The organism is Chthonomonas sp. (assembly GCA_016788425.1).
Classification (GTDB): Bacteria; Armatimonadota; Fimbriimonadia; order Fimbriimonadales; family Fimbriimonadaceae; genus JAEURQ01.
In genome coordinates this window covers 372,436-398,718 of sequence record JAEURQ010000004.1, presented here as the reverse complement: position 1 = coordinate 398,718, position 26,283 = coordinate 372,436, and the positions used below count along the sequence as shown (strand labels likewise).

Here is a 26,283-nt window from a genome sequence, read left to right as displayed (position 1 = left end):
CGGCCTGCGGCAGGTTTGCAACGGGGGTCAAGATCGCGGCCCGGCGGGGACATCGCCGTCGCTCGGACCAGTCGAAGCCGCGCTCGGCTCGACGCCGACCGCGCGCGCCAAATCACGGTCGTGACCGCCGGCTCTCCGCGTGAGATTGTCGAAGAACGCGTACACCACCGGCACCACAAACAGCGTGAGAATGGTGCTCGTGGTAAGGCCGCCGATGACGACCGTCGCCAGCGGGGCTTGCAGTTTGCTGGCCGACCCACTCGCCAGCGCCAGCGGCAACATGCCGAGCACGGCGGCAACGCTGGTCATCAGAATCGGGCGCAAGCGAGTTGGCGCGGCGGTGAGAATCGCCTCGTCGCGAGGCATGCCGCGGGCGCGAAGCTGGTTGGTGTACTCGACGAGCAGGATGCCGTTTTTCACGACGATGCCCACCAACATGAGCAGGCCGATAAACGCAGTGAGGCCAAACGCGCGGTCGCTGAGGAACAGCGCGAGGATTACCCCGACCACGCAAAGCGGCACCGTTGTCAGCACGACCAGCGGCATAATGAAGCTCTCAAATTGCGACGCCAGCAGCATGTAGATGAGGGTGATGGCGAGCAGAACCGCCAGCCCCAACCCGCTGAATTCCTCGGCTTTGCGGCGTTGGCGTTCGCCAAACTGCCAATAGTTGCCGGACGGCAATTCGACCTTGGCGAGCGCCTTCTCAATGTCGGCTTGCACATCGCTTTCGGACCTCTCAGCAAGGCGTCCGCCCACCGTGACATAGCGCTGACGGTTGAGGCGATTGATGGCGTTGGGTCCGCCGGTGATGACGGGTTCGGCAACCTGCCCCAGCAGAATCGTGGTTCCGCGCTCGGTCTTCTTCACCGGGATCTGCACGAGATCATCCACCGCGCGGCGCTTGTTTACCGGGAGCTGCACATAGATCGGATACTGGAATCCATCTTGCTGGAAGTAGGTGCTGAGCGTGCCGTTGGTGCTCGCCCCGATGGCCGAGGCAATATCTTGGTAGCTGATGCCGAGCGCCTGCGCCTTCTGACGATCCACGCGCCACTGCAATTCGGGCGTCGCGTCCTCCACGCTCACATCCACCCCTTGCAGACCCGGCACGTCGGCAATCGCCTCCTTCACCTGTTCGGCGGCGAGGCTAAGCTGGGTGATATCAGTGCCGAACACGTCAATCTGCATGCCCTGGTTGTTCCCGCCAATGATGTTGGCGACGAGGTCAAACGGGTTCGCGGTGGCGCGAATGCCACTGATCTTCTGCAGCTGTTTCTCCAGTCGCTTCACGACTTCTTCGGTGGTCGAGGTTCGATTTTCCTTAAGGTGAATGTTGGCCGCCCCGGAGTTGCCACTCGCTCCCCCGACGCTCCCCCGGAACGAGATTCCCGCCCCCACCGACATGAAGAACACGTCAATATCCTTCTCGGCGAGCAGGACTTTTTCGACCTCGTCCATCTTGGCTTGGGTCGTGGTGAGCGCGGTTCCGACCGGAAGACGGACGCGCAGGTTGATGTCGCCGGAGTCGGTCTGCGGCAACGATTCCGAACCGACCAAGGGCCACAGCGGCAACACGGCGAGGGTCACTGCGCCTGCGGCGAGCAACACCATCCAGGGCCGACGCAGCGACTTTTGCAGCGTGGCGCGGTACCCCTTTTCGAAGTTGAGAAACTTGGTGCCGACCCAACCAGCCATGCGCTTGCCGAGGCTGCGGCTGCCAAGTTGCTCCTCGGGATGCTCCAGGTCCACCACTTCTTTTTCTTTGATGACCCGCGACGCGAGCATGGGCACAACGGTTGCCGCGTCGAGCAGAGAAACCGCCAGCGAGAAGATGACGACCAGCGCGAGTTGGGTGAAAATCTGGCCAGATTGCCCCTGGATGAGGAAGAGCGGCACGAACACGACCATGACCGTGAGCGTCGAGGCGACCACCGCCTGCATGATCTCCGTCGTTCCGCTGATGCTGGCGTCCACCGCCGACCGCTTGTCGCGCTCAATGTGCCGGAAAATATTCTCCAGCACGACGATCGCGTCATCCACAATCAAACCGGTCGCGAGCGCCAACGCGCTGAGCGAAATGGTGTTGAGCGTGAACCCGCAGAAGTACATCAGCGCGAACGTGCTGGTGATGGAAATGGGGATCGAAAGCGCCACGACCAGCGTCGAGCGCAGATTGCGCAGGAAGAACAAAATCGCCAGGATGGCGAGCGTTCCGCCGATGATGGCGTGTTCTTGCAGCAGCGTGATGGACTCTTTAACGAACCCGGACTGATCGTAAACCGTGGAGAATTTGAGCTGCGGATAGCGCTGCTCGACCTCGCGCAGTTTGGCTTGCACGTTGGTCACCGTGTTGATCGTGTTGGCGTCGCCCTGCTTGGTGATGGTCATGCCGACCGCAGGCTGACCCTGCACGCGAGTCCACACGCGTTGCTCGCGGGCATCGTCGCGCACGTCGGCCACGTCGCGAAGCAGTACTTGCCGTCCGCCGTCGCTCCGAATCGGCGTATTCTTGGCATCCTCGATCGTGCTGAAATAGCCCGTCGAGCGGATGACATATTCCTTTTCGCCAACCTGCGCGAGGCCCGCCGGAACGCTGATGTTTTCGGCCCGGATGCGCGCGACAACCTCGGTGAGGCTGACGTTGAACGCCTGCAGCTTATCGGGATCGACGTCGACGATGATGGCGCGCTCGCGACCGCCGCTGATGCTGACTTGGGCAACGCCGCCGGCCGCCTCGATGAACGGCGCGACCTCGTTTTGCAGCAACGTGCGGAGCTTGATCGGGTCGTTTTCGCCGGCCACCGCGATGATTTGAATCGGGAACGTGTTCGGGTCGAGCTTGAACACGACCGGCGGTGTGAGCTCGGGATTCGTCGGGAACGAGCGGTACGCCCGTTGCACATATTGCAGCACGTCCACCGCCGCCTGGTTGATGTCCACCCCGTAGTTCAGGGTGACCCGCACCGAGCTTTGCCCGAGTTCGCTGGTGCTCGAGACGCTATACAGGCCGGGCACGGTGGAAACCGCTTGCTCAATGGGCCGCGTAATCTGCGTTTCCATCTCCTGCGGCGGCGTGTTCGGCCAGTTGGTGTTGATCGAAATGATGGGCAGATCAACCCGCGGAAGCAGGTCGACGGGCAGTCGCAGGAAGCACACCGCGCCGAGCAGCACGAGCGCCGCGATGCGCATGGTGACCGCGACCGGACGAGTAACAGAGAACTTAGCGACCGACACCGGGGCGACCTCCGGGAGCCTTTTTGGGCGCCTCAATCGGGCGGCGCGTGCCATCGCTCAGGCGCTCGGCGGTGATGTTGACCTTGCCGCCATCGCGAACCTGGCTGAAGCTAAGCACCACCACCTTTTCGCCGACATTGAGGCCGCTGAGAATCTCAACGTCGTTGCGGTTGGTGCGTCCGACTTTGACTTCGCGTTGAGTTGCCTTGCCCTCCGCGTCCACCACCATGACCTTGCCGTTCGTCACCGCGTCGTTAGGCACCACGACCTTCGCCTCGATTCGATCCACCTCGATGTTGACTCGCGCGAACATGCCGGGCCGAATGACGCGATCCGGGTTTTCGATCCGGATTTTCACTAAAAATTGTCGGTCGGTGGCGTCGGCGCTGGGGACCACCTGGTCCACCTGCCCGCTGAAAATTTGGTCCTTCAGCCCGTCGAGCGTGATTTCAACCGGCAAGCCCTTTACGATCTTGCCGGATTCGCTGAGCGGCAGGGTGGCGTTGATGAACAGCCAATTGAGAAACTCGACCTTGAGCACCGGCGTGGAGGGCGAGGCGAGGCTGCCGGGGTCGCCGCTACGGGCGGTGACCGATCCCGCGATCGGGGAGCGTAGTTCGGTATCGTTTTGCCCGACCCGGGCGACCTTGAGCTGGGCCTCGGCGGCATCCACGCCCGACCTAAGGGCATTGATGTTCTCTTGGTAGGCCGGGGTTTGGGCGCGATTCGCCTCGGCTTGGGTAAGCGACGCCCGCGCTTGGTCGATGCGAGCTTGGGCAACTTTTAGCTCGGCGCGGCCCGACGCGGTGATCGTGTTGACCCGGGTGTTCTCGGCGTTGAGTTCGGCCTGACTGCGGGAAACTGCCGCGCGTGCGGACTCGACCGAACCGAGCCGCACTTCGACGTCGGCCCGGGCCGAAGCCACGGCGGTTTTGGCGTCATCCACCTCTTGAGCGGCGACGTAGCCGAGTTCGAGCAGGCTTTGCAACCGCTTGAGATTAGTTTGCTGATTCGTTAGTTGCGCCCGCGCCGCGACAAGTTGGGCGTCGGCGTTTTTGAGCAGAGCGTTGCTGGCCGTGAGGTCGGCACGGGCCGCCGCGACCGTCGCCCGCGCATCGGAAAGCGCTCCCTCGTTGGCGGTTTTGGTCTGCGTGTAGGCGGCTTGGGCGCTGGCTAGCTCGGCGCGCGCCTGGCGAATGTTCTGCTCAATTTGAATCTGATTGGACTGCACGGTGGCCTGGGCTTGGGCCAGGCGGCTGCGCGCTTCGCTGACGCTCGCCTGATTTTCGTAGACCTTCGCGTTGGCTTCGCTGGGATCGATGCGAGCTAGCACCTGCCCCGCCTTCACGGGGTCACCTTCGCGCACCTCCAAAAATGTGATGCGCCCCGCGACGCGCGGACTCAGCCCCACCGAATATGGCGAGACCACCGAGCCCACTGCCTGAACGGAATTGATGAGGGGGCGGGCTTGGGCGATGGCGATTTCGACCGCGGCGGCGCCGCCTCGGCGCCCGGCTTGCTCTTTTTTCTCGGTGGCTTCGTCGGCCTTTTTCGCCTGCACGCGCTGGTAGACCAACCCTCCCAAAACCGCAGTCGGGATCAAAACATAGGCCCATCGGCGCAACGCACTCACGTAAAGAGGATACGCCTTTCGCGTCACTTTGTTCTCCGCTGCTGGACAGAGTTAGGCGAGATTTCCTGACCACTTGGCTAATATTCTTCGTTCTACGGTCATTTCTATAAAGAATATTTGAAGTATATTCGCCAAAAGTATTGACTTTTTGATCATTGTTCTGGTATAGTTCCGATCGTAATGTCACTCCTGACATGCGTGTCCCGAACTCTCAAACTATGCAGAATCCTGAATCGCGCTCTTCTTACTCAACTCTTGTCCAGAAACTGATGCTGGCTGATCCCCAGAGTTCATTTTCCAAGTCCCATAACAACCCGGCGCTGCTTGACTTGCTCTCCCTTATTGGCAAGCATGCTCCTACTTTCCTCCCACGCAGAACCCAAATCCCTGGTGAGTTACTTTGGCAGAAGCGAAACTCTCCATGGATGGTCAAGGTCAACACTTTCTCCGACTCGATAAGAGTGATTGTGAACGTTACTGGCCCGCGGCTTGATGTCTCCACGCTGCTCATGGGCGATGGCCTACCAAACGTAGTTTGGATCATTCCCTTTGTAATTACTGCGCTATCAAACCAACAGAACTTGCGGCTGATACCACTGTTGGTAAGGCCCGAAGACTTCGAAAAAGTCCTTGCGGAAGCAGCCCGACAAGTGAACATGCTTGAAACGATCATCGAAGGGAACAATCTAGCAAATGATGATAGTTGGGCTCACCTTCAGCGTTACATCACACCTCACAAGCATCTGATCTCCACCGTGTCCTCAGCAGCTGAGGATGTTGGTGTTCATTTGCGGCCAACATCGTGACGGTCAAGTGCGGCCAAGAGCTCCTCTTGGGAGTTGGCGGTTTTGATCGCATCGAAGCACGGAAACTCGCCGAACTTGTGCGCGATGTTCGCCCACTGCTTTAACCTCAGCAGGGCTTTGCGCGGATTGCTCATAGGAACTTGCGCCTCGCACGCGAGGAACGCACAGAACTCCTCGTGCCAGTTAATCTCGCCCGGTTTATCCTTGCGGAGGCCGAGTTCATGGGCAATGACTCCGGCCAAGTTGGGGCGGGCCAGAGCGCCGCGACCGATCATGAAGTGCTCGCAACCGGTCTCGTCGCGACAACGGCGAAAGTCGTCCAGGGTCCAAATGTCGCCGTTTGCGATGACCGGGACGCTCACCGCGCGCAGGACGTCGCCGACCTTCGGCCAAAAGACGGGCGGTTGGTAGCCCTGCATGCGGGTCCGCGCGTGCAGGGTCAGCCAGTTCGCGCCGCCCGCCACCGCCCGCGCCGCGTTTTCGTGCACGTCGTCAATATCCTCCCAGCCAAGACGCAGCTTTGCGCTGACCGGAATGCTTAGCGGAACCGCCTGGCGCACCGCGCGGACAATTTGTTCGATTCGATCCGGGCAACGAAGCAGCGATGCGCCACCATCGTTGCGGTTGACGGTTGGCGCAGGGCATCCGAAATTGAGGTCGATGCTTTGCGCTCCCGCCCGTACGGCGGCCATCGCGCTGAGCGCCATTCGTTCGGGATCGCCGCCTAAAAGTTGTACTTGCACGGGTAACCCTTGCCGCGTTTTCGCTCCATTCGCGAGTTCGGGCACCTCGCGCGTGAATACTTTTGCGGGCAGCGGCACCTGGCTGACGCGCAGAAACTCGGTGACCGAGTAGGAGAATGCCCGCCAGGAGCCGACGTGCTCGCGCATGGCCGCGTCGGTGACCCCATCCATGGGGGCGAACACCAACGCGGGGCGGCCGAACTCAATCACGCTTTCGGTGTACCAGAATCAGCGGAGTGATTCCGCCGCGAACTTTCCGCTGAGCGTTACCATGGGCATGCCCGCGCCGGGCTGCACCGATCCTCCGCAGTGTCTCAGGTTAGAATATTCTGGGTCAATATTTGTCTCGGGGAACATTTTCCATAAGCGATAACGCTCGGCCAAACCATAGAGTGATCCCATGTAGCTGCCATCCCTTTGCGCAAACGTGGTCGGGGTTTGGATGCGGCAGAAATCGAGTTCGTCATCCGTCCACTGTAATCCTCTCTTCGCCAACACATTGCGAACTCGCTGCGCATACTCATCAGAGCGATGTTGATAGTCCAGGGCCGCGACGTCGGCCGGAACCGTGACAACCATGAACAAGTTTTCGCAGCCAGGAGGAGCCGCATCTGGGTCCATTTTTCGGGTCGCGTTCACATAAACGATCGGCTCGGCGGGAAACTCGTTGCGCTCATAGAGATCGGCGAATCCTTGCTCAAATGACTGCGGAACAAACAGGTTGTGATGTTCAAGCCAATCCACTTGACGGCGCAGACCCACGTGCATGGTGAAGTAGCTAAAGTTGGGCTCGGCGGGCACGGTTCGCCCCAGCATCTGAGCCAGCGAGAATCGGTCCATGTTCGAGATCACCGCTTCGCAAGCGACCTCTTCGGAACCCAATTCCACTCCCGTCACGCGAGATCCAGTTGTCTGCAGCCCAGTGACGCGCGTGCCCAGTCGGAAGTCCACACCCAGCTTTTCGGCCAAGCCACGGAACGCGAGCGGAATCGCGCGAACCCCGCCTCGTACCGCATAAACGCCGCGGCAAAGCATGTAGTACGGAATGAAAAACGCGCCGGGCGCGATGCTGTCGTACGACTGTCCGCCGTAGCTGGGAAATCCATAAAAGAAGCTGCGCACAAGCGGATGCTCAAACATCTCATCCACCATTTGTCGATACGGCTTAACGGCATTGAACTTCATCCCGAACTTGAGCAAGTTCGGATTCATCAAATGCCATGGTTTGGTGAAGGGTTTGGCGTAGATCGTTGAATGCAGTAGCGGCTCCACTTGCTCAACACGGGTCAGCAATCGATCCAGAGATTCGGCATCGTTACTGGATAAGCCTCGCAGCACTTCCAATGCTCCCGCACGATTCGCGGGAATGTCCAGCGTCACATCCTCGCCGAAGAACACCCGCGACACGGTTTCGAGCGGCATAAACTCTAACCAATTCGCCATATCCTCACCCGCCGCCCGAAACACCGCCTCATAAATCTCGGGCATGATGATGATGCTCGGACCAGGATCGAGCGCGTAACCCGCCTGCTCAATGCCCTGCGCCTTGCCGCCGACCACCGCCTGCTGCTCAATCACCAGCACCTCGAACCTGCGAAGCCGGGCATGAATTGCCGCGCTGAGGCCGCCCAACCCGGCCCCGATGACCACAACCTTATCGGCCAAGAAGCACTCCGGCGAGCGTGCGGACCCGCTGCCATTGGGTCAGGCGCGCGCGCCCGGTGAACACGTTGTAGTCGCGCCGCTCGATCTCGCCGAGGATGCCCGAATACAGCCGCCGAGCTAGCAACACCGGCCTTCGCGCGGCTCGCGGCAAGCCCATTATCTGCTCGTCCGCCTCCTCATAAAGCAGCCGCGTTCGCGCGATTTCGAACCGCATGAGGGCGGCAAACTCGGGGCTCATCGCGCCCACGCCAAGCGTGTTCGGCGACACGCCGAAACGCTCCAGGTCCTCGAGCGGCAGGTACACCCGCCCGCGCTCCCAATCTTCGGCGACGTCGCGCAGAAAGTTGGTCAGCTGCATCGCGTTTCCGAGCGCGCAGGCGCCGGCCACGCGGCTCGGCGTGAGCTCGACATCCATCGCGGCGCACATCATGAGGCCCACCGCGCTCGCGCTACCGCGCATGTAGCCCTCCAAATCGGCGAAGGTGGCGTAGCGCGTCACGCTCAAATCTTGCTCCATCGCGTCGAGAAACAGGTTGACTTCAGCCGGGCTTATGGCCGCCTCGTTCACCGTATCAATAAATGCCCGCATCACCGGATGGTCGGGACGCTGGCCGGCTTGGGCGCGCAGCCATTCCGCTCGCCACTCGGCAAGTTCGCTGGCGATGGCGAACGCGGGCTTCGATCCGGGGTTGTCCACAATCTCATCGGCCACCCGCACGAAGCCATAAATGGCGTGGGTGCGACGCCGAATGCGGGCGGGAAAACTTCGCGTCGCAAAATAGTAGCTTGTGCCGTGCAACCTGTGCAAAGCCTCGCATTCGGCGTAATCGGATTCGCTGGCGAAGCGGGTCATTTTCGGCTCCCAAACCGCTCGTTTACATCCTTCGTGCCCTCAATGAGCACCTGAAACTGACGTTCTTGCCGAGTCAGGTCAGCAAGAGCTTGCTGCGCGTGATCGAGGTCGCACCAAGGTTCCGGCTCGCCCACCGTTAGCCACGCTTCGGGCCGTTCGTGGATCGACATTTCGTACCGAATCGCGACCGGCACCAGCTGCACGTCCGGCACCTTTCGCGCGACCAAACTGAGCGCCTCGCCAAAGGTTCGCAGCGGCCCGGGCCGCTGCAATTCCATTTCGGGAAAGATGACCAGGCTCTTGCCGCCCGCCTGCATCAGGCGGATGGTTCGCTTGATCGTCGCGGCCCGCGCCGCCGTATCGCCCAGGGGATATCGCATGCCACCGATCTTCGCAAACAGCGGAAAGCTATCGAATTCCTGGATCCAATCCACGCATTCCAGGTTCAATTTCTGGATCAAATAGAACATCAGGTAGCCGTCCATCCAGCCGTGATGGTTGGCGTAGAGAATCGCGGGATGGCGCGGCGCGGTCGTAGGTGGCGACCAATAAACCGTGTGAAAACGGGCGCGAACCGACCGCCGGACCATGCCGCCGACGAGACGCCCGACCAGCCCTTGCTCCTGCGCCATCAGTCAATCACCCCGTTTTGCCGCATCGCCGCCTCGGCTAGTTCCGCCGAAATCAGCACCATCGGGAGGCCGTTGCCGGGCACGGTACTCGCGCCAACAAAGTAGTGATCGGGGTTCTGAGGCGACCAATTTTGGGGCCGCATAAAGGCGCTCTGACGCAGATCGTGGCTGATGCCGAACGCCGCGCCGCGCTCCAGGTTGAGCTCCGATTGCCACATGGCGGGCGTCTTTCGCTCAATGCCGCGAATTCGCGATCGGTCCAAGTTTAGCCGCTCAAAAGCATAGTTTTCTATTCGCTCGGTGGCCGCGGCGTCGAGCGGGTAGTCCAGGTTCGGACAAGGAATCAGCACCATAAGGTTGCTCATGCCAACGGGAGCGGCGGAAGCATCGGTTTTGCTGGAGACGCACGCGTAAAAAGCGGGTTCGCGAGGCTCGTCGAGCCTCGTGAAAATGCTCTCTAAGTTGCCGCGATAGTCCGGGCCGAAGAACACATTGTGGTGCTCGAGGCCGGGCAGATCGCCCTCAACGGCGCAGTACATCATGTGCGCCGAGCACGAGTAGCGCAGCTTGCGGCGAGGCGGCTGACCCTGCAATTGCCGCTGTGCGTAAGGCATATCGGCGTTAAAGACAACCGTATCAAACTTATATGTTTCTCCGCCCTTGAGGGCGACTTCCCGCCCGGCAACACCCGCGACCTCGGCCCCTAAACGCAGGTCCATTCCCCGCTGACACGCAAGGTCCGCGATGGTTTCGGCGAGCCGCGCCATGCCCCCTTCGGGATAGAAAATGCCCTCGCCGTACTCCATGTAAGCGAGCGTGGAATACACCCACGGCGCTTGAAAAGGCGACAGCCCCAGGTACATGGTCTGGAACGAAAACAGCATGCGGATTCGCGGATCGGTGAACAGGCGATCCACCCGACGCGCGAGGTTGCCGAGCATCCCATGTCGCACCACGGTTTGAAGCTGAGCCGGGCGCGAAAAGTCGCCGAGCCCACGATAGTTTTTGCGGACAAACTGGGGAATCGCAACGTCGTACAGCGCCTTCAGGTCGCGCAGAAACCCCGGGTAGGCGACGGCATCTTTTTCCCCCGCCAGGGCACGGATCCGCTCGGTCATCAGCGGCAGATTCGTCGTGCCGTCAATCGTGGTTCCATCGGCATAAAACACGCGGTAACTCGGGTCGCAAAGTTTGTGCGGAACCCGCGTCGCGAAGTCCTCGCCGACATCCGCAAAGAGCTTGCGGAAGGGGTCGAGCATCATCAGCAGGGTCGGGCCCGAATCGAAGCGACAACCGGCTACGGTCTGGGGGCGATTTCGGCCGCCGATCTCGGCGTTCTTCTCGAAAACGGTCACGCGGTGGCCGGCATGCGTAAGGCGCAGGGCAAGCGCCAAGCCGCCCATTCCCGCGCCCACAATTGCAATCTGCCGACCGCTCATTCCAACTCGGTTCTACGCAAGCGCGCCGCCCATGATGCAAGAAAAACGGTGTAAACGGCTAACACCAACCAAGCCCAATCGGGTTGTGCGAGAATCCCGGCGAGTGCCATGAGCAGGCAAAAGCCGCCTAAAACCCATGCCGGCGTGGGTTTGGGTTCGGCTCCCTTTGTCGCGAGCAGGGCCAGCCAGCCCACCGCCCACCAGCCGAAAAAATTAAGGACCGGAGCGCCGAAGAGCGGGCCGGGCGGCGTCCACTTCCAATAGCCAAACACCTCGGTCATGGCGTGTTCCATCGGCAGGTCAATCAGAGCGGCGATGAGCCCGCCGAGCCACGCTCGTCCGCCCGCGAGCGACCCGGCCGCACCGACGATCATGGCCCAAGCAAACGGCAGAATCAGAGGAAACCGGTGGCTCTCGCCGAGCGGAATCGTCGGCCACCATTGATCGGTATAAGTATAAGTTCCGAACGGATATCCGGTATACAAACCCACCAACTCGCTAAGTCCACCGATGACCAAAATCGGCCAGAGATAGCGCGCACGTCCGTACGCGCGGCCCACCGCCAGCACGCCAAACACGATGACCAGGAGGCTGCTGAGGGGCGCGATCGGGCCGGGGTCGAGTCCGGTGACGCGGCTCAAGATGAGCCCGCCGATGGAGAACGCGATGAGCCCCAGGTACCATTTTAGGGTTCGGTTCGACCGGTCAACCACGCCTCCCAATTTACCTTTCATGGTCGCCTCGCTCCTCATTCTCTACGGCTTTTTGCTGGTCGTGCGCGTGGGGAATGCGCTCCTGATGCCGCGACTGAACAGAGGTGGAGCGGGCGCGAAGTTGGTGTTTTGCGTGCCTTGCCGCAACGAGGCGCACAACCTTCCGGAATGCCTTGCGCACCTCGGTCCGCACGTTTTGGTGTTCGACGACGAAAGCACCGACGGCACTGCCGACGTTGCCCGGGCATTGGGTGTCCAAGTGATTTCGCCCCACGAGGCACTTCCCCAGGGTTGGACCGGCAAGAACCGTGCATGCCACGAGCTTGCTCTGGCCGCGCTAGAAACCGATGCCGAGTGGGTGGTGTTTTTGGACGCCGACACGGTGGCCGGCCCCGACTTCGCCGAACGCTTGTCGGCCACCCTTGGAGCAGCGAAGGAAACCGTCGCGACCGGGTTCTTACGCATGCGTCCGGGGGCGGGGTGGGAGCCGGTGTACCTGGCGTGGGTGTTTTGGATCGTGCTGGCCAGCAACCCATTCTTTCTCGTCCACCTCACCCGGCGCGGCCACAACGGATTCCTCAATGGCCAATTTGTGGCGTGGCGACGCGAGATGCTGACCGAACACCGACCCTACGAGCAGGTGCGCGGCGAGATTCTGGAGGACGTGATTCTCGGGCGGTGGCTCGCCCGGCAGCGCATCCCGGTGCTGTGCCTCAATGTCGCATCAAGTTTATCGGTGCAAATGTATACAAATCTCAGCGATGCCGTTCCGGGCATGCTCAAGAACAGTCACGCCATCGCGGGGCGCGGGAGCCTGTTGCTTGCCCTGTTCATGCTGTTTGTCGCGTGGGCGTGGGTCGTCGATTGGCGTGTCGCGCTGGTCGCGTTCGCCGCATTAATCGGCTGGCCGAGCCGCGATCAAGGCCCCGTCGCGGCGCGCTTGCTCATGCCGCTCAGCCTCACCGCGGGGGCCATTACGATCCTACTTTCGCGCCGCCTAAAGCGACAGGGACGTTTAACTTGGAAGGGTCGAACTTACTCTTAGCCGCCTCAAACTTGGCCAAAGTGATCGCCTTTTCGTGGGCGTGGTCCAACATGGGCGCGGGGTAGCCAAAGAGCATCTGCGAGCGCTCGGGGTTGTGAATGTCGGCGGTCGCTACGTGCTCCAATTCGGGAATCCAGCGCCGAATGTAGACGGCGTCGGGATCGAACTTCACCTGCTGGAGCCACGGGTTGAAAATGCGGAAGTAGGGTTGCGCGTCGCAGCCGGTGGAGGCCGCCCACTGCCAGCTGCCGTTGTTCACACACGGGTCGTAATCCGTGAGCAGGGTCGCGAAATGCCGCTCGCCTTCGCGCCAATGGATATGGCAATCTTTCGTTAGAAAACTTGCAACAATCATGCGCGTGCGATTGTGCATAAAGCCGGTGGCGGCCAGTTCGCGCATGCCCGCGTCCACAATGGGAAATCCGGTGCGACCCTCGCGCCAAAACTCGAACCACTCGGGATTATCGTCCCATTCCACGCCATCGAACATCGGGTTGAAGTTCCCCTCGAACACGTGCGGAAAGTGGAACCCGATGCAGGTCATAAAGTCGCGCCAGTAGAACTCGGTGATTAGGCGATTGCTCGGCGGCAGTTGTTCGCGCGCCGCCCAATAGCTCTCGCGAATCGAGACCGTCCCAAACTTGTGATGCGGACTCAGGCGGCTGGTGCCCTCAATCGCGGGCACGTCGCGGGTTTCGTTGTATTCGGTGAGCCGACCCAAGCCAGCCAAAATTTCAAGGCCGGCGCGTCGCCCCGGCTTGTCGAGCGGCGTCACGCCCGGCGTGGCCATGAGTTCCACCACCTTCTCAATCCCAAAGGCGCCTTCGACCGAGAAGAGGTTTTGGTTCACCAGCGGATGCGGCCGAGGCGGCTCCGAGAGCGAATTCTTCTTGTAGAACGGGGTGAACACGGTGTACGGCAAGCCATCCGGCTTCACCGAAGTCTCCGGCACGGTCAGCAGCGCGTCGTCCACCACGTCAAATTCGGCGTCGCGAGCCCGCGCAAACGGCGTGTAATCACGGTTCACCACCACCCGCTCTGCCCCCACCAACTGGGCAAGCCGCGGAATCTCCGCTTCGCCGACCCCGACTAAAACGTGCAACTTAGAGCCAACTTTCTTTAACGATTCATCCAGCTCAACCAGTGATTCCCGCAGGAACGCAAGCCCGAAGACGCTTCGGTAAGCGTGCGGCTCTACCTGTCGCGGATCGATGCAGAACACGGGGATCACCCGGTCATGCTCGGTCAGGGCGTGGTTCAGCCCCGTATTGTCCTCCAAGCGGAGGTCGCGCCGAAACACAAAAAGGGCCGTGGACATACACCCCTACTACGAGGGACGACCCGTCCACGGCCCAACTTTTTAGCGCTTACGAATCTTCGTAATTTCGATCATCAGGTCGAGTTTGGCCAGCAGGCTTGCATCGGCTTCGCACTCAATCGCCTTGTCGGCGGCGATCACCTTCAGGTTCTTCACGCCGAGATCGCGCAGTCGCTTTTGGAAGCCTTCGCTCAGGTCAGTCACCGTCAATCGTAGCTTCACTAGGCCGGTCGCTTTCTCCAGCTTGTCATCCATTTTTCGCTCGGGAGCGGCCTCGGCGGCCACGGTTCCTGGCGTCCCCACGGCCTTGGTCGCCGGCATCGCGCCGCCGAGGCCACCTCCTCCATATCCACCTACAGCGGATCCGCGCGGGAGACCAGCCTTCTGGAGTAACGGGCCCGAGCTCTGGTCCTTAAGCATATCCATGCCCGCCGGTGCGTTCACCGGCACGGGCACCGTAATCATGCGCCCATCGGCTTGGCAAACCTTATCCACGGCCACAAAGCTGGTGTACTCGGTCATGATGCGGTAGCTCAAACCCAGGTTCGTGATTGATTCTTCAATCGCTTTGGTGTTGATTTCCTTGCTCATCACCTGCGCCATATACTGCTTGCGCGTGAGGTCATCCACCGCGCTGCGCGCCCACAGGGTCGGCACGGCGGCATCGCCATTCCCTTGCGAAAGCTCGAACATGTAGTCCTGCGCCCACGGTTTGCCGGCAACATCGCCGGTCACGCGAACCTGCACCGGACCCGCCTTTTTGTACTTGCCAAAAATGATGATCGGACGCTGGCCAAAGAGGTCGGGCAGCAGCGCGGGTGAGGTCGAATTGATCTCCACATCGCCCGAGAACGAGGCACCCACGTTCACCAGCGTCGGAGTTTCCGTGCGGCTGACAAAGCGCGCCACCGCCTGGTCCACGTTGCTTTGCGAGTTGACATACTCCACGTCGCCACGACCTTCCACGGTCATCGCTTCCAGCAGCGCGCGATTCACGGAGTTGCCGATGCCGAAGTTGAACATCCGCGCGGTCTTGCGGTTTTCGACAATCGCGGCGAGCACGTCTTGCTCATTACCCACCAATCCATCGGTATTGAACAAAACCACTTTCAGACGGTTGCCAATCGGCGCGTCGTGCAGCGCGGCGACCACGCCTTCGCGGACAAAGGTACCGCCGTTGGCGTTCATGTTTCGGACAAAGGCGCGCGCCGCGGCCAAATTCTCCTCGGTGGGCGGCACTGATATCGGGAACAACCGCTTGATTTCGGTATTGAATCCGAACACGTTGAAGGTGTCCCCCGGGCGGAGGCGATCCAGCATCTTGAGGGTGAGCTCCTTCGATTTTTCGATGGCAAAGCCCGATTGACTGCCGCTCTGATCCATCACAAACATCATGTCGCGCGGGCTAATTTGGTTCGCCTTTGGTGCCTTCGGCGGCAAGAGCATAAAGCAGAAGTGGCCGCCGCGCTGGGCATCCCAGCTGGTCACCATGGCCGGCTTAATCGCCTCGCCAGCGACCGTGTAGCGCACGACCAAGTCGCGATTCGGAATCTCCTTGGGATTCTTCAGTTGGAAGTAGCCGGACTCGCCGCGCACGTTGGTCGAGAGCTGGTGCGTCTCGCTGCTCAGCTTGCTGATCGGCGTGCCGGCGTTGATATTGAACGCGATATCGAGGCTGGTGTCGAGCGGAATTAGGCTGTAGCTCGGGTTTTGCACCGGCGCATGGTCGGCCCGATTGAAGCGCGGAGCGACCACCAGCGGGAAGTTGATTTCGAACTGACCATCCTCAAAGCGCAGCATGTTCACATAGCTGATTTCGACTTTCACGGTCGCGCCCGCCGGAATGTTGGCGACGCTTTGAACAAACAGATTCGGGCGATTTTGGTCGAGCAGGGCCGCGGCTTGATTATTGGCCCTGGCGTTTTCGTAAATCTTGCGGGCGTCCTCGCGGCGCTTGATCTCGCCCTCGATCACGCGGTCGCCGATGCGAAAGACCATGCGATCCACGGCGGCGTTTTCGGGCAACGGGAACGTGTAAATCGCCTCCATTTTGCTGGCGGTCGTGTTGACAAAGGTTTGTTCCAGGGCGACTCGGGCAGCCGGGCCGTACACTGTGCCCCGCACTTTCGTGGCCTTGAGCGGGCAAAGCACACCGGGTTTGCCGGCGACTTCGAGCGAGCCCCCGATTTGCGCCTGCGGCATGGCCGCGGCTTGAGAGGCAATGACAAGACTTGTTAACGAAGCAAGCATGTCTTGGGGACGCGCCACGCCGCCAAGGGTTACAGTTAAGGATTTCTCATCTGAACCTACTTGAACCTAGAAAAAAGTTAGTTGCTGATAGCGACTTGCTTACTCGCGATCATCTCTTCGCGAATAATGTTCGAGCCAAAGGGGTTCCACAAAGAGCAACGCAAAAAAGCCTCCCGATTGCTCGGGAGGCTCGCAGTGCCGCGATTGAGGCGAACTACTTTCCGCCGTCGCCGGAGTCGCCACCGGGACGCATATCGCCCGGCGCGCTTTGAATCTCCGTGGATTGCACGGTTCCCTTGAGGTCCTTCTCTTTTTCTTCCCCGCCGCCGCCGGAACAGCCGGTGAGGAGCGAGAAGGCGAGAGCAAGAACAGCGAGCGAGAGAAGTTTCTTCATGGGGTGCAAACGTTCGGGGTCGTGTCGGCGGATCCGGCCAAGTATGTGGCGTTTTCTGCGGTGTTGAAGTCGTAGTCCGGTCGGAACATGTACGGATAGCATCCGTTGGCATCGAACCAGCGGCTACACGGAATGAGGTTCACGCCGTAGTTGGGGAACGGATCGCGACGCGGATCGGCGCGCTGCGCCGTGTTCACCCGACCGTTACCCGAGACCTTGCGGAACTTCGCGCTCGTGTCGGCCATCGCCATCAGGACGCCTTGGCCGAACGAGTTCATGCCCTTGCGCGATGTGTTGGTGGTGTAAGCACCCGAACCCGCCGTGCAGCCCGTGCTCGTGCCCGCGTAAACGCAAGGCTGAGTCGTGTCGTTGCAGGCCAGCCAGGGCGAAGCATAACCGTAGCCGTAAAGCGAGCGCTTGCCGTGACCATGCCAGTACACGGGCAGATCGCTGGGCGCGGCCACCGAAGTGCCGTTATAGCCGTTGAGCAAGCCATTGTAGGTGTAGGTGATGCTGGGCAATCCGGTGGGTTGAGCCGTGGCCGGACCAAACGATGCCGTCGTCGCGAGGCTTGAACCATCAGGACATTGGAGCATCGAAATGTTCTTCATGTAGCCCTGGATGCTGTTGAACACAAAAATTTCGGCAGCGGCCTTCTTCCAGGCCGGTTCAGCCGCGCTCAGTTGGGAAGCGGGCACCGGGATGAAGCGGTTCCAGTTGTACCCACCAGCGGGGTCGTAGCTGTAGAAAGCCAGCGGGTAGCTGTCATCGTTGTCATTCACATAAATTTGGGTCGCGGTGCCAATTTGCTTGATATTGCTCAGCGACTGGGTCTTTTTGGCCGCGACCTTTGCCTGGGTGAATACCGGGAAAAGGATGGCGGCGAGAATGGCGATGATGGCAATAACGACCAGCAACTCGATGAGAGTAAATGCGCGGCGAATATTCATGTTCCTTGCCTCAAATGAACCGAGGTTAAACCCCGGTTAAAAAACTATACATGAAAACTACCGATTTGGGTGGTGCGTGGCGGCCAACTTTTCCAAATGGTCAACAATGGCGGGGTAGATCGTGCTCGCCCGAAAGCTCTGATTAAACGTCTCGCCCGAGCTCACTTTCATCTGAGCGAGGGCACCCGGGTTCTGAAGCATGCGATCGATGGCGGCGGCCAACGCGTCCGGGTCGGAGGCGGGATAGACGACTCCTGAGCCGGTTCGCGTGAGAATCTCGCCGATTTCGCCATCCACTCCGCTGAGCACGGCGAGGCGTCCGGCCAAATACTCGGGGATCTTGTTGGGGATGTTATGCAGGAAGTTTTCGGTCGGCCGATACGGCGCAATCCCCAAGTGACAGCGCTCCATGAGGACGGCGATTTCAGCCGCGTTGCGCCATCCGGCAAAGACGATGCGCGGGTCCCCTGCCGCGAGAGCCTGTAGCTCGGGCCGCGATTCGCCTTCGCCGCACACCACGAGTTTGCCGCTGAGCTTGGACTGCTGGACGCCGCGGATCATGGCCGTGAGATCGAAGGGGCGGTTGCTAACGGTGCCCACGAAGCAGGCGTTCATCCGTCCGGGCAGCACGTCGAGTTTGTCCCAGTAGGCGTTCGCTTCAAGGCGAGTAGACAGCGAAATCTCGGGCTGTGGATAGCCGAAATAGAACGGGCGATCCCACTGATTGCGGGCTCGGTTCGCGTAGCCGAGGCCCCACTTGACAAAGCCTTCGGAGTTGCCGCTCACCGCTGTAGCTCCGGCAAACGCCTCGCGGGTGTCGCGCCATTGCTTGGCCAGCAACAGCCTCACCGCCGGAGAAAACGCCGGCGGCAGCACCGTGAGAAAATGGTCCGGCCACCGGTCCATCGCATCGAGCACAATCGGCACGCCCCACTCCCGAGCCAGTTGGACGGCGGGAAGCGCAAGCTCGACGATGGGCACGGCGCACCAAATCACGTCGGGACGGGCGCGCTGCGGGGCGAACTGTCGGAACTTCTGCCCCAAAATCTTGTGATCGCGATACCGCCGCAGGCTCACGTTTTTGGCGTAGCCGCATCCGCGGAGGCACTCGATTTCGTAGCCGGGGCGAAACTCGATCACCTCGTCCGTGGCGTAGCGAAAGCATTTGCGGTAGTGGTCGAATCCGGAGGTCCACCAGCGCACGTTGTGGCCGCGCTCGTTGGCGTGTTGAGCGAGGAGTCCGCATCGAAAGAGTCGCACGTCCACGTCGTCCATGGGCAGCGGCTCCCCGATTTGGAGGATCCAGATGTTTAGAGGGCTATTCAATACTCGATCCACCACGCCGAGAAATGAGACGCTTCTGGCAATTACGGGTTATAACATACTTATGCGATGCTTCATTGCTGGCGTATTGATCGCTAGTCTGCCAACCCTTCTGTACGCACAAACCATTCAAGAATTCTCCCTACCAACTGGTCAATATGCGTTTGGCAGCTCCGCGGATCACAGCCGCTGGCTAATCAAGGGTCGTTCGCCGGGCGGTGCTATCATCGACTCCTCCGGTTATCACGAGCTCAATATGCCCGACGGCGCCGGTGCGTTTGAACCCTTTGCCTTGGCGGCCAGCGGTGACTTTATCGTCGGCTCAGGCGCCTTCGATGTGGATTCTTACCAAGTTGATCGTCCGATTCGGTGGACTTCATCCGGCGTCGCGCAAACTTTGTCAACGGACTTTGCGCTGGCGCGGGCAATCGGCGTCAGCGACGACGGCCAAACCGTGTTGATCGGCTCGCCCGATAACTCAGGTAGCACGCTCGTTCGGAACGGCGTCGCAGTCGGGTTGCTTGGGAACGGTATCAGCCTCAGCCGCGATGGATTGACCTATTCGTCTCGCCGCGACACCGGTACAGTCGAAGAATTCGGCCTGACCACAGGCTCGGTGTATGAGCAGTTTGCCCATTTGCGGCCCCTTGGCGGAGCCGTCTCAGGCGACGGTCTTTCGGCCTTTGCTCAGCGTGCCGACGGCACGACCGTGCGCTTGCGCCGAACTTCGGGCTCCACAACATGGGTCGAAACTCCGCTCGGCGTTCCGCTCGGAGAGGCCGCCGCAAGTCCGGCAATGGTGAATCTCGATGGCGGCTTGATCGCGAGCCAGAACGGAATCTGGCGTGACTCGACTGGCTGGCAATCCGTCGCCTCGCTGGTTGGCTCGCCGTACACTGGTGCCCAAATCACCAGCGTACATGGCGACGGCGGCGGGTTCTTCTTTGAAGCCAATGGAGAGCGCGACTACGAATATCGGTTCGCCGCGGTGCCTGAGCCTAGTTCGCTGGCCGCGGTGGGACTGCTGTTCGCGCTCAGTCGGCTGCGCCGACGTCGGTAGTGCGGCGGGTATCTTGAATCTGATGCCCCCCGCAACTTCGACGCCCGGATGGTTTGGAAATTACGGCGGCCAATACGTGCCCGAGACGCTCGTACCCGCGCTCGATGAACTCGCGGAACTCTTTCATCGAAGCTGGGCGGAACCGGCATTTCGCGCCGAGTTTCACGAGATCCTCCGCTCGTTTGTCGGGCGACCGACACCGATTACCAAACTCAGCCGACTTGGCGAAGTAATCGGCGCGGAAGTCTGGGCGAAGCGCGAGGACCTGAATCACACTGGCGCGCACAAGATTAACAACGCCATCGGCCAGGTGTTGCTGGCTCGCCGCATGGGCAAGACGCGCATCATCGCCGAGACCGGGGCCGGCCAACACGGGGTCGCCACCGCGACGGTTTGCGCGCTCTACGGCATGCCGTGCGTGGTTTATATGGGTCGCGAGGACACCGAGCGCCAGGCACTGAATGTCTTTAGAATGCGGCTTCTCGGGGCGGAGGTGCGGCCCGTGGACAGCGGCACCAAGACGCTCAAGGACGCGCTGAACGAGGCCATGCGCGACTGGGTCACCAACATCGCCGACACGCATTACATCATCGGCACTGCCGCCGGGCCCTACCCGTATCCCGAAATGGTGCGCGAGTTTCAGCGCGTCATCGGCGACGAAGCCCGCGAGCAGATGCTGGCAGAAGCCGGTGCCTTGCCTGACCGCATCGTTGCCTGCGTCGGCGGCGGATCAAACGCGATCGGCTTTTTCCATGCGTTTTTAGACGACCCGGTGGAGATTGTGGGTGTGGAAGCCGGTGGCCTCGGCCTCAGCGGAACCCAACACGCCGCACCGCTTACTTGCGGGTCGCCGGGCGTGCTGCATGGCAGCCGCAGCTACATGATGCAAGATGCCGATGGGCAAGTGATGCCCACGCATTCGGTGTCGGCGGGGCTGGACTACCCCGGCGTGGGCGCCGAGCACGCGATGCTGAAAGACACCGGTCGGGTGCGATATCTGGCCGCCACTGATGACGAAGCGTTGCACGCCTTCCGCGAGCTTTCGCGGTTGGAGGGGCTGATTCCGGCCTTCGAAAGCGCACACGCCTTCGCGCCGCTCTTCGACAAGAGTTTTGTGCGGCCCGGCGAGCGCCTGCTGATTAACCTCAGCGGACGCGGCGACAAGGATATGGCGCGCGCGGTGGAACTCTTCCCCGAACTCGGCTAGCCGACTCGCACTTCGCTCGGCAAAAAGCCAATGTAGTCGCGGAACGAGTCGCGCATGGCCTGCGTGGAGCCAAATCCGGACGACAGCGCGACCTGGTCGATCTGCTCGTCTTGGTCGGCGAGAATCTTTTTCAGCGCCATTTCGGTGCGACACCGATCCACGAAGTCCGGGAAGCCGTAACCCGCCAATTGCCGGAACGTACGGCTGAGGTGGAACGGCGAATAGCTCACAAGCTTCGAGGCTTCCTTGAGGCTCCAGGCTTGGTTAGGCTCGGCCCGAACCGAATCGGTGAGGCGTTGGAGCGGGGCCGGCAGGGGCACCCGAATACGCGACAGTGCGATGCTGGCCACTCGCTGCGGCGAGTTCACCAGCGCCAGCGCCCAGCCAAACGACCGATACGGCGAGATCGCCGGCTCCAGGAGTTCGGCGAGAATGACTTCGTCGAGCATGTTGGTCGGGTCGAAGTAAATGGACGCCGACTTGATTTCGTGGCGCGAGCAGTTGAGTTGGCTCGTCAGTTCGGGATCAAGCGCCAGCAACGAGAGCTGAATCGGGCCGCGCGAGAACGTCACGCGAAACTGGGTATCTCCCGCCACCTTAATCACGGAACCCGGCGCGAGCAATAGTCGCTTGTGCGGAATCAGCACGTGGCCCTGATGAACCACGGCAAAGTGGCACCGATCCTCGGCCGTATGGAACGTCACGTCGAGCGGTTTTTTCCGCTCGCCTTCATAACGGAAGGTGCCGATCGGACCCTCGGCCGGACCCGCCATCAGAGCAAGTTCGCCGTCGCCATTGTGCCGCTCGGAATGCAGGGTCAACCCGGTTCCAATGCGGAGCTCCACGGATTTCATGACCTGTCTCCGGTGTAAGGAACGCACAATCCCAGCGGAATGGGGTACCTAAGGGTGGTGGATAGAAGCTTCAATGTAGCCATAGTCGGTGCAACAGGCGCCGTCGGTCGAGAGCTGGTTCGACTATTAGAGGACCGGAACTTCCCGGTCGCCAATCTGACGTTACTTGCGAGTGCACGCTCTGTGGGCGAGCCGATTCCTTTCCGCGGAGAAGACCTCCGCGTACAACTTACCGAAGCTTCCGCATTCCGCAACCAAGATTTTGTGTTCTTTAGTGCAGGTGCGAGCCGAAGCCGTGAGTTCATTCCCCACGCCATCCAAGAGCAAGCATATGTAATCGACAATTCCAGTGCGTTTCGCATGCAGTCTGACGTCCCCCTAGTCGTGCCTGAAGTGAATGGTCACCTCCTCACAACGTCCACGCATTTGATCGCGAACCCTAACTGTACCGCCGCCCTTCTGCTCATGACCCTTGCGCCATTGCGCAAACTGGGGCAACTTTCCCGGGTTATTGTGAGCACTTACCAAAGCGCCAGCGGCGCCGGTGCGCAAGCAATGGAAGAACTTCGCTCGCAAACCCGCTGTTTCTTAGACGGCGAGCCCGTTGTGCCGAATATTCTTCCGCATCCTTACGCCTTTAACTTATTTAGCCACAATACGCCGATCGGCGATGACGGCGCGAACGAAGAAGAAGCGAAGGTTGTGGAAGAAACGCGCAAAATCTTGGACGATTCTAGGCTGCCCATGAACGTCACCTGCGTGCGGGTGCCGGTGCTCCGCGCGCACAGCGAATCCGTGACGGTAGAGTTCGCCGGCGAGCGGCCTTCACTAGAAGCCGTCCGCGAGGCGTGGGCGGCGATGCCCGGCGTGCAGATTGTGGATGACCGCGCGGCCAACCTCTTCCCGATGCCGATTTCGGCGAGCGGCGGCGATGACGTCTTGGTCGGGCGGTTACGCAACGACCCGAGCCACGAGAATGCGATCAGCTACTTCCTGGCCGGCGACCAGCTCCTCAAGGGCGCGGCGCTCAACGCCGTGCAGATTGCGGAATCGCTCGCGGCATTGCGATAAAGGTCGCAACTTTTGCCCGGTGAAGCCTCAAGAATCTCCGCCTAGCTGACAATAATTTGCCTGGGGATTCCTTTGGCAACATCCGTTAGTTACGCAAAATTTCGAGGGCTACGCGCGCGAGTGACCGTGGTCGAGACTCTGGTTAACTACACCGGCTGGGTGACGGACCTGACGTCGGCGAATATTTTGCTGGCCCTTGACATTCTGCCCGAGCCACCAGTGGGCACCAAGGTGCTCATCGAGATCGCCGCGAGCGGCTCGCACCTGCTCATCCAAGGGTCGGTCGCCGGCACCTTGCCGGGCGCTCTGGTGTGCGACGTCGTGACCTTGCGCTCCATGGATTCCGACGAAGCGCCGCGCCTTAAGGTGGATCACATGACCTATGAGCTTGTCGATGGCGACACGATTCTGCACGGGATGGTCAACGATATCTCGGAATCTGGCCTCGGCATCATCGCTTCCAGCAAGTTGGAGCGAGACAAATCCTACGAAATCCGGGTGGCGACGCCGCTCGGCGAAACCGTCGGCCAGTTCACCGTGCGGCATTTGGGCAGCAGCGTGAGCCACTACGAATCGCGCATCGGCGGTCGATTCGTCGTGGAAGACCGCGTGGACCAAGCGCGCTGGCGCACGCTCATCCAGCAAAAGCTTGCCGCCTAACCCAGATTTCCGCTGGCAAACGCCTCCAGGCGGATATTGTCGAATTGAAACCGTGGGATTTCGCCGGGGCCGAAGTTCATTTCGATCAGCGGGCGAATCACCTGCTCCGTCATCACCTCGTCGGCCAGCGTCTCGCGCACGGCATTGACCTGCAACAGCAGCACCTGAAGGTGAACCTTGCCCAAGGCGAGCGAGCCCACTCGCCGACCCTCGTCGGTGGTGAGCGTCTGCCCCAAAATGGCGCGCGCCATCTCGCGGTTGTGAAAGTCAATCGCCTCCATAAAGCCGCGACTCGCCTCCGGTGCGGCGGCCACCGATTCCACCTCGACCTCGCGCGGAAATACGATCGCGGTGGCATCGGCAAGCTGGTTCAGCGCGCCCAGCAGCTTGCTTTGCTCCTCCGGCGGAAGACCGCGCTCGAACTTGCCGAGCATCGTCGGCGAAGCGTACCGCTCAAGGTGGATTCGCCACGCTTGCAACAGCGTGTTCTTCGCCTGGAAGTGGCGGTAAGCCGCGTCCAGGTCGCTGCGCCCTTTCAAGCGCGACGTTCCCGCGTGGTGGCGATAGACGATGAACTTGCGCGGGTCGAGGTGGTGCTCCGGTTCGCCCGGGCGCTGCATGGTCAACGCCTCCACCCGGCCAAACTCGTCGGGTCTCAGGCCAAGGTTAGCGACATCCTTGGCTCGGGTGGCGGCGAGCCAAACCTGGCCGCCTTCGGCCCGATACACCTGCTCCTGCACCGACCAACCGCGCCCAAAGGCGTCCATGGCTTGGGTGAGGATGGTGCGCGGCGAGCCCTCCATCTGCGCAAACACGCGCTCGATAAACGCCACGCGCCGCGCGTCTTGGCCGGTGATCCGCCAATCCGAGGCGAGTACGGCCAGGCGCTTGATGGCCAGCGCGGAGTGCACCATGCCGTCGCTCATCATGGCGGTGTACGTGTGGTCGGGCAAGCTCCCGGCGACCGGGCCGGGGACCTGCCATTGCCGCTGCTCGGCGGCAGTGAGGCTCGGCGCGACCTCGCGAGTCGGGCGCGAACGACGATTAAACAACTTGAACATAGGCAAGATCAATCGCCCGCTTGCGCGACCAGCGTCAACTGGCCCGCGAAAAATGCTGCCGGATTCGACGCGAGAATCGTCGTACATCGCCGACCAAAACCTGCAATCCGCTGGCCTTGGGCGCGACGTGCAGGGTCAAAGCGAGCGCCATCACGAGGTCATCGTGAAAGCCGTCCGTGCCCTCCATACGGCCCTGTCGCCACGAGAAATGTTGCAGTTCGCGCAGCAAATCCTGACTCGGGAGCAGCTTGAGAGTCTGCCGTTCGAACGCTACCCGCAGGTCGTTGATCAGAGCGAGCTTGCTAGCGGCGGTAAATACCACCGGGCGGACCATCACCTCGGGGAGCGCCTCGCGAAGTTGCTCGGTCACCGCGTCGCCGACGCCGGTCGAGTCGCAGCCGACAAGCCGCGCATCGGTGCGGCGCGCGAGGTCGGCGACTTTCGCCACTTGCACTGCCCACGGCTCGCGGAACAGCCGCTCCTCGTGCACAATTTCGAGGCAGCCGCCCACCGACTGGCCGACGACAATCGCGGTGTAGTCGCGGTACCGAGCCCAATCCACGCCGAGCACCACCTGCCCGCGCCCCCACGCGAGGTCGCCTTGCACGCACGGCTCAACGATGTCGCTCGGGAACACGGCTCCCGCGCAGTCCAAGAACTCCGCTTCAAACTCCACTCGGTAGGCGGCCTCGGGCATGAGCAATCGTTGCGCGGCGAGAAAGCTGGCCGAGACCAACGGGTTCTCGGCGCTCGGCGCCCGCCGCGACCAGGTTCCGCCTTCGCCGCGTTGGCCCCGCTCGAACTCCCGCCAAAAGTGATTTTGCCCGTTCGGGCTGGAAATCAAAGCCAGTTCGCCGTCGGTGGTCGCGAGCATCGGCGTGAGGATTTCGGGCACCAGATTCGAGGGCACAAACGCCGCCTCGTCCACGACAATGCGGGTGGCTTCGCGGCCCCGCAAGCGATGGATGTGGTGGCAACTGCGGGCCGCCAGCTCATGCCCGTTGAACGTCAACTGCGGATATGGCGTGCGCTTGACTACAAGCTTCCCTTCCACCCGTCCGGACTCCAGCAAGCGATCCAGCAGAGTCTCCACGCGATCAAAGACCAAGCGCGCCTGATCGAGCGTCGGCGCGACGGTGAGTAGCTTTTGCGGGCGGCCCGGCTGCACGAGTCCGGCCAGTAGCCACACCGCGGCGGCATCGGTTTTGCCCCAACGCCGGCCGCAAGCCAGCACATGGCGCGGACTGGCCGCCGCCAAAAACTCGCGCTGACCAGGATGCGGCGACCAGGTGCCCTCCAACAAATCCAGAACAAATTGCATGCAGAATCGGGGCCCGCATCCGCCGCCCGGTAAACCGACATAATGGCC

General features: G+C 61.2%; 22 protein-coding genes. 6 read left to right on the top strand and 16 right to left on the bottom strand.

Annotated elements, in window-relative coordinates; genetic code table 11:
• Window positions 1-27 precede the first annotated feature (27 nt).
• Window positions 28-3,237 carry an efflux RND transporter permease subunit gene (locus JNJ45_11745; GenBank protein MBL8049342.1) on the bottom strand — a complete coding sequence of 1,070 codons (3,210 nt, stop codon included), beginning with the start codon at window positions 3,235-3,237 and terminating at the stop codon, window positions 28-30.
• Entirely contained in the window at window positions 3,224-4,870 is a 1,647-nt protein-coding gene (locus tag JNJ45_11740) for an efflux RND transporter periplasmic adaptor subunit (protein MBL8049341.1), read from the bottom strand. The genes JNJ45_11745 and JNJ45_11740 overlap by 14 nt, the downstream gene beginning before the upstream one ends.
• A 218-nt stretch (window positions 4,871-5,088) precedes the next feature.
• Between JNJ45_11740 and JNJ45_11735 the strand changes: the two genes are divergently transcribed.
• Complete coding sequence (locus JNJ45_11735; protein ID MBL8049340.1) at window positions 5,089-5,676, top strand: hypothetical protein; 588 nt, start codon at window positions 5,089-5,091, stop codon at window positions 5,674-5,676.
• Here the strand turns inward: JNJ45_11735 and JNJ45_11730 are convergent.
• From JNJ45_11730 to JNJ45_11705, 6 genes are read right to left on the bottom strand one after another with little or no spacing between them, the layout of a single operon-like run.
• Window positions 5,655-6,629, bottom strand: a complete 975-nt coding sequence (locus tag JNJ45_11730; protein ID MBL8049339.1) for a tRNA-dihydrouridine synthase family protein — start codon at window positions 6,627-6,629, stop codon at window positions 5,655-5,657. The two genes, JNJ45_11735 and JNJ45_11730, sit on opposite strands and share 22 nt — an antisense overlap.
• 18 nt (window positions 6,630-6,647) lie before the next feature.
• Entirely contained in the window at window positions 6,648-8,084 is a 1,437-nt protein-coding gene (gene crtI, locus JNJ45_11725; protein ID MBL8049338.1) for a phytoene desaturase, read from the bottom strand.
• Window positions 8,074-8,937 (bottom strand): phytoene/squalene synthase family protein, encoded by an 864-nt coding sequence (locus JNJ45_11720; GenBank protein ID MBL8049337.1) that lies wholly within the window; start codon window positions 8,935-8,937, stop codon window positions 8,074-8,076. Before JNJ45_11720 ends, crtI (JNJ45_11725) begins: the two co-directional genes overlap by 11 nt.
• The gene (locus JNJ45_11715; GenBank protein MBL8049336.1) at window positions 8,934-9,569 is read right to left on the bottom strand and encodes a 1-acyl-sn-glycerol-3-phosphate acyltransferase; all 636 of its coding nucleotides are present in this window, start codon (window positions 9,567-9,569) and stop codon (window positions 8,934-8,936) included. Before JNJ45_11715 ends, JNJ45_11720 begins: the two co-directional genes overlap by 4 nt.
• Window positions 9,569-11,008 carry a phytoene desaturase gene (gene crtI / locus JNJ45_11710; protein ID MBL8049335.1) on the bottom strand — a complete coding sequence of 480 codons (1,440 nt, stop codon included), beginning with the start codon at window positions 11,006-11,008 and terminating at the stop codon, window positions 9,569-9,571. The genes JNJ45_11715 and crtI (JNJ45_11710) overlap by 1 nt, the downstream gene beginning before the upstream one ends.
• A complete protein-coding gene (locus JNJ45_11705; protein ID MBL8049334.1) occupies window positions 11,005-11,721 on the bottom strand; it encodes a carotenoid biosynthesis protein in 717 nt (238 codons plus the stop codon). Before JNJ45_11705 ends, crtI (JNJ45_11710) begins: the two co-directional genes overlap by 4 nt.
• A gap of 19 nt (window positions 11,722-11,740) precedes the next feature.
• On the opposite strand from JNJ45_11705, the gene JNJ45_11700 reads away from it, so the two are divergent.
• Complete coding sequence (locus JNJ45_11700) at window positions 11,741-12,766, top strand: glycosyltransferase (GenBank protein MBL8049333.1); 1,026 nt, start codon at window positions 11,741-11,743, stop codon at window positions 12,764-12,766.
• Here JNJ45_11700 and JNJ45_11695 read toward each other — a convergent pair.
• The 5 genes from JNJ45_11695 to JNJ45_11675 form a co-directional block, all read right to left on the bottom strand.
• Window positions 12,696-14,084, bottom strand: coding sequence for a deoxyribodipyrimidine photo-lyase (locus tag JNJ45_11695; GenBank protein MBL8049332.1), 1,389 nt, complete (start codon window positions 14,082-14,084; stop codon window positions 12,696-12,698). The two genes, JNJ45_11700 and JNJ45_11695, sit on opposite strands and share 71 nt — an antisense overlap.
• A gap of 42 nt (window positions 14,085-14,126) precedes the next feature.
• Window positions 14,127-16,352: a VWA domain-containing protein gene (locus tag JNJ45_11690; GenBank protein MBL8049331.1), complete on the bottom strand. Its 2,226-nt coding sequence runs from the start codon at window positions 16,350-16,352 to the stop codon at window positions 14,127-14,129.
• A 196-nt stretch (window positions 16,353-16,548) separates the two neighbouring features.
• Complete coding sequence (locus JNJ45_11685; GenBank protein MBL8049330.1) at window positions 16,549-16,728, bottom strand: hypothetical protein; 180 nt, start codon at window positions 16,726-16,728, stop codon at window positions 16,549-16,551.
• Window positions 16,725-17,678, bottom strand: a complete 954-nt coding sequence (locus JNJ45_11680; protein ID MBL8049329.1) for a prepilin-type N-terminal cleavage/methylation domain-containing protein — start codon at window positions 17,676-17,678, stop codon at window positions 16,725-16,727. The genes JNJ45_11685 and JNJ45_11680 overlap by 4 nt, the downstream gene beginning before the upstream one ends.
• A gap of 57 nt (window positions 17,679-17,735) precedes the next feature.
• Window positions 17,736-19,004: a glycosyltransferase gene (locus tag JNJ45_11675; protein MBL8049328.1), complete on the bottom strand. Its 1,269-nt coding sequence runs from the start codon at window positions 19,002-19,004 to the stop codon at window positions 17,736-17,738.
• 61 nt (window positions 19,005-19,065) lie between these two features.
• On the opposite strand from JNJ45_11675, the gene JNJ45_11670 reads away from it, so the two are divergent.
• Together JNJ45_11670 and trpB are read left to right on the top strand one after the other, a co-directional pair.
• Window positions 19,066-20,061: a PEP-CTERM sorting domain-containing protein gene (locus JNJ45_11670; protein ID MBL8049327.1), complete on the top strand. Its 996-nt coding sequence runs from the start codon at window positions 19,066-19,068 to the stop codon at window positions 20,059-20,061.
• Between the two features lie 22 nt (window positions 20,062-20,083).
• Window positions 20,084-21,268: a tryptophan synthase subunit beta gene (trpB, locus tag JNJ45_11665; GenBank protein MBL8049326.1), complete on the top strand. Its 1,185-nt coding sequence runs from the start codon at window positions 20,084-20,086 to the stop codon at window positions 21,266-21,268.
• On the opposite strand, the gene JNJ45_11660 is transcribed toward trpB, so the two are convergent.
• Window positions 21,265-22,122 carry a helix-turn-helix transcriptional regulator gene (locus JNJ45_11660; protein MBL8049325.1) on the bottom strand — a complete coding sequence of 286 codons (858 nt, stop codon included), beginning with the start codon at window positions 22,120-22,122 and terminating at the stop codon, window positions 21,265-21,267. The genes trpB and JNJ45_11660 overlap by 4 nt on opposite strands.
• A 39-nt stretch (window positions 22,123-22,161) precedes the next feature.
• Here JNJ45_11660 and JNJ45_11655 point away from each other — a divergent pair, with 39 nt between their 5' ends.
• Window positions 22,162-23,193, top strand: coding sequence for an aspartate-semialdehyde dehydrogenase (locus tag JNJ45_11655; protein ID MBL8049324.1), 1,032 nt, complete (start codon window positions 22,162-22,164; stop codon window positions 23,191-23,193).
• Window positions 23,194-23,313: 120 nt separating this feature from the next.
• On the top strand, window positions 23,314-23,853 hold the full coding sequence (locus tag JNJ45_11650; protein MBL8049323.1) for a PilZ domain-containing protein: 540 nt from the start codon (window positions 23,314-23,316) through the stop codon (window positions 23,851-23,853).
• On the opposite strand, the gene JNJ45_11645 is transcribed toward JNJ45_11650, so the two are convergent.
• Both JNJ45_11645 and JNJ45_11640 read right to left on the bottom strand, forming a co-directional pair.
• A complete protein-coding gene (locus JNJ45_11645; protein ID MBL8049322.1) occupies window positions 23,850-24,914 on the bottom strand; it encodes a DUF935 family protein in 1,065 nt (354 codons plus the stop codon). The genes JNJ45_11650 and JNJ45_11645 overlap by 4 nt on opposite strands.
• A gap of 34 nt (window positions 24,915-24,948) precedes the next feature.
• On the bottom strand, window positions 24,949-26,235 hold the full coding sequence (locus JNJ45_11640; GenBank protein ID MBL8049321.1) for a hypothetical protein: 1,287 nt from the start codon (window positions 26,233-26,235) through the stop codon (window positions 24,949-24,951).
• Between the last annotated feature and the right edge of the window lie 48 nt (window positions 26,236-26,283).

Coding starts and splice junctions, on each gene's coding strand:
- JNJ45_11660 (MBL8049325.1), bottom strand. CDS start 22,122: ATGAAATCCGTGGAGCTCCGCATTGGAACCGGGTTGACCCTGCATTCC.
- JNJ45_11715 (MBL8049336.1), bottom strand. CDS start 9,569: ATGGCGCAGGAGCAAGGGCTGGTCGGGCGTCTCGTCGGCGGCATGGTC.
- trpB (MBL8049326.1), top strand. CDS start 20,084: ATGCCCCCCGCAACTTCGACGCCCGGATGGTTTGGAAATTACGGCGGC.
- JNJ45_11640 (MBL8049321.1), bottom strand. CDS start 26,235: ATGCAATTTGTTCTGGATTTGTTGGAGGGCACCTGGTCGCCGCATCCT.
- JNJ45_11700 (MBL8049333.1), top strand. CDS start 11,741: ATGGTCGCCTCGCTCCTCATTCTCTACGGCTTTTTGCTGGTCGTGCGC.
- crtI (MBL8049335.1), bottom strand. CDS start 11,008: ATGAGCGGTCGGCAGATTGCAATTGTGGGCGCGGGAATGGGCGGCTTG.
- JNJ45_11720 (MBL8049337.1), bottom strand. CDS start 8,937: ATGACCCGCTTCGCCAGCGAATCCGATTACGCCGAATGCGAGGCTTTG.
- JNJ45_11655 (MBL8049324.1), top strand. CDS start 22,162: ATGGGGTACCTAAGGGTGGTGGATAGAAGCTTCAATGTAGCCATAGTC.
- JNJ45_11685 (MBL8049330.1), bottom strand. CDS start 16,728: ATGAAGAAACTTCTCTCGCTCGCTGTTCTTGCTCTCGCCTTCTCGCTC.
- JNJ45_11670 (MBL8049327.1), top strand. CDS start 19,066: ATGCGATGCTTCATTGCTGGCGTATTGATCGCTAGTCTGCCAACCCTT.
- JNJ45_11680 (MBL8049329.1), bottom strand. CDS start 17,678: ATGAATATTCGCCGCGCATTTACTCTCATCGAGTTGCTGGTCGTTATT.
- JNJ45_11695 (MBL8049332.1), bottom strand. CDS start 14,084: ATGTCCACGGCCCTTTTTGTGTTTCGGCGCGACCTCCGCTTGGAGGAC.
- JNJ45_11735 (MBL8049340.1), top strand. CDS start 5,089: ATGCAGAATCCTGAATCGCGCTCTTCTTACTCAACTCTTGTCCAGAAA.
- JNJ45_11645 (MBL8049322.1), bottom strand. CDS start 24,914: ATGTTCAAGTTGTTTAATCGTCGTTCGCGCCCGACTCGCGAGGTCGCG.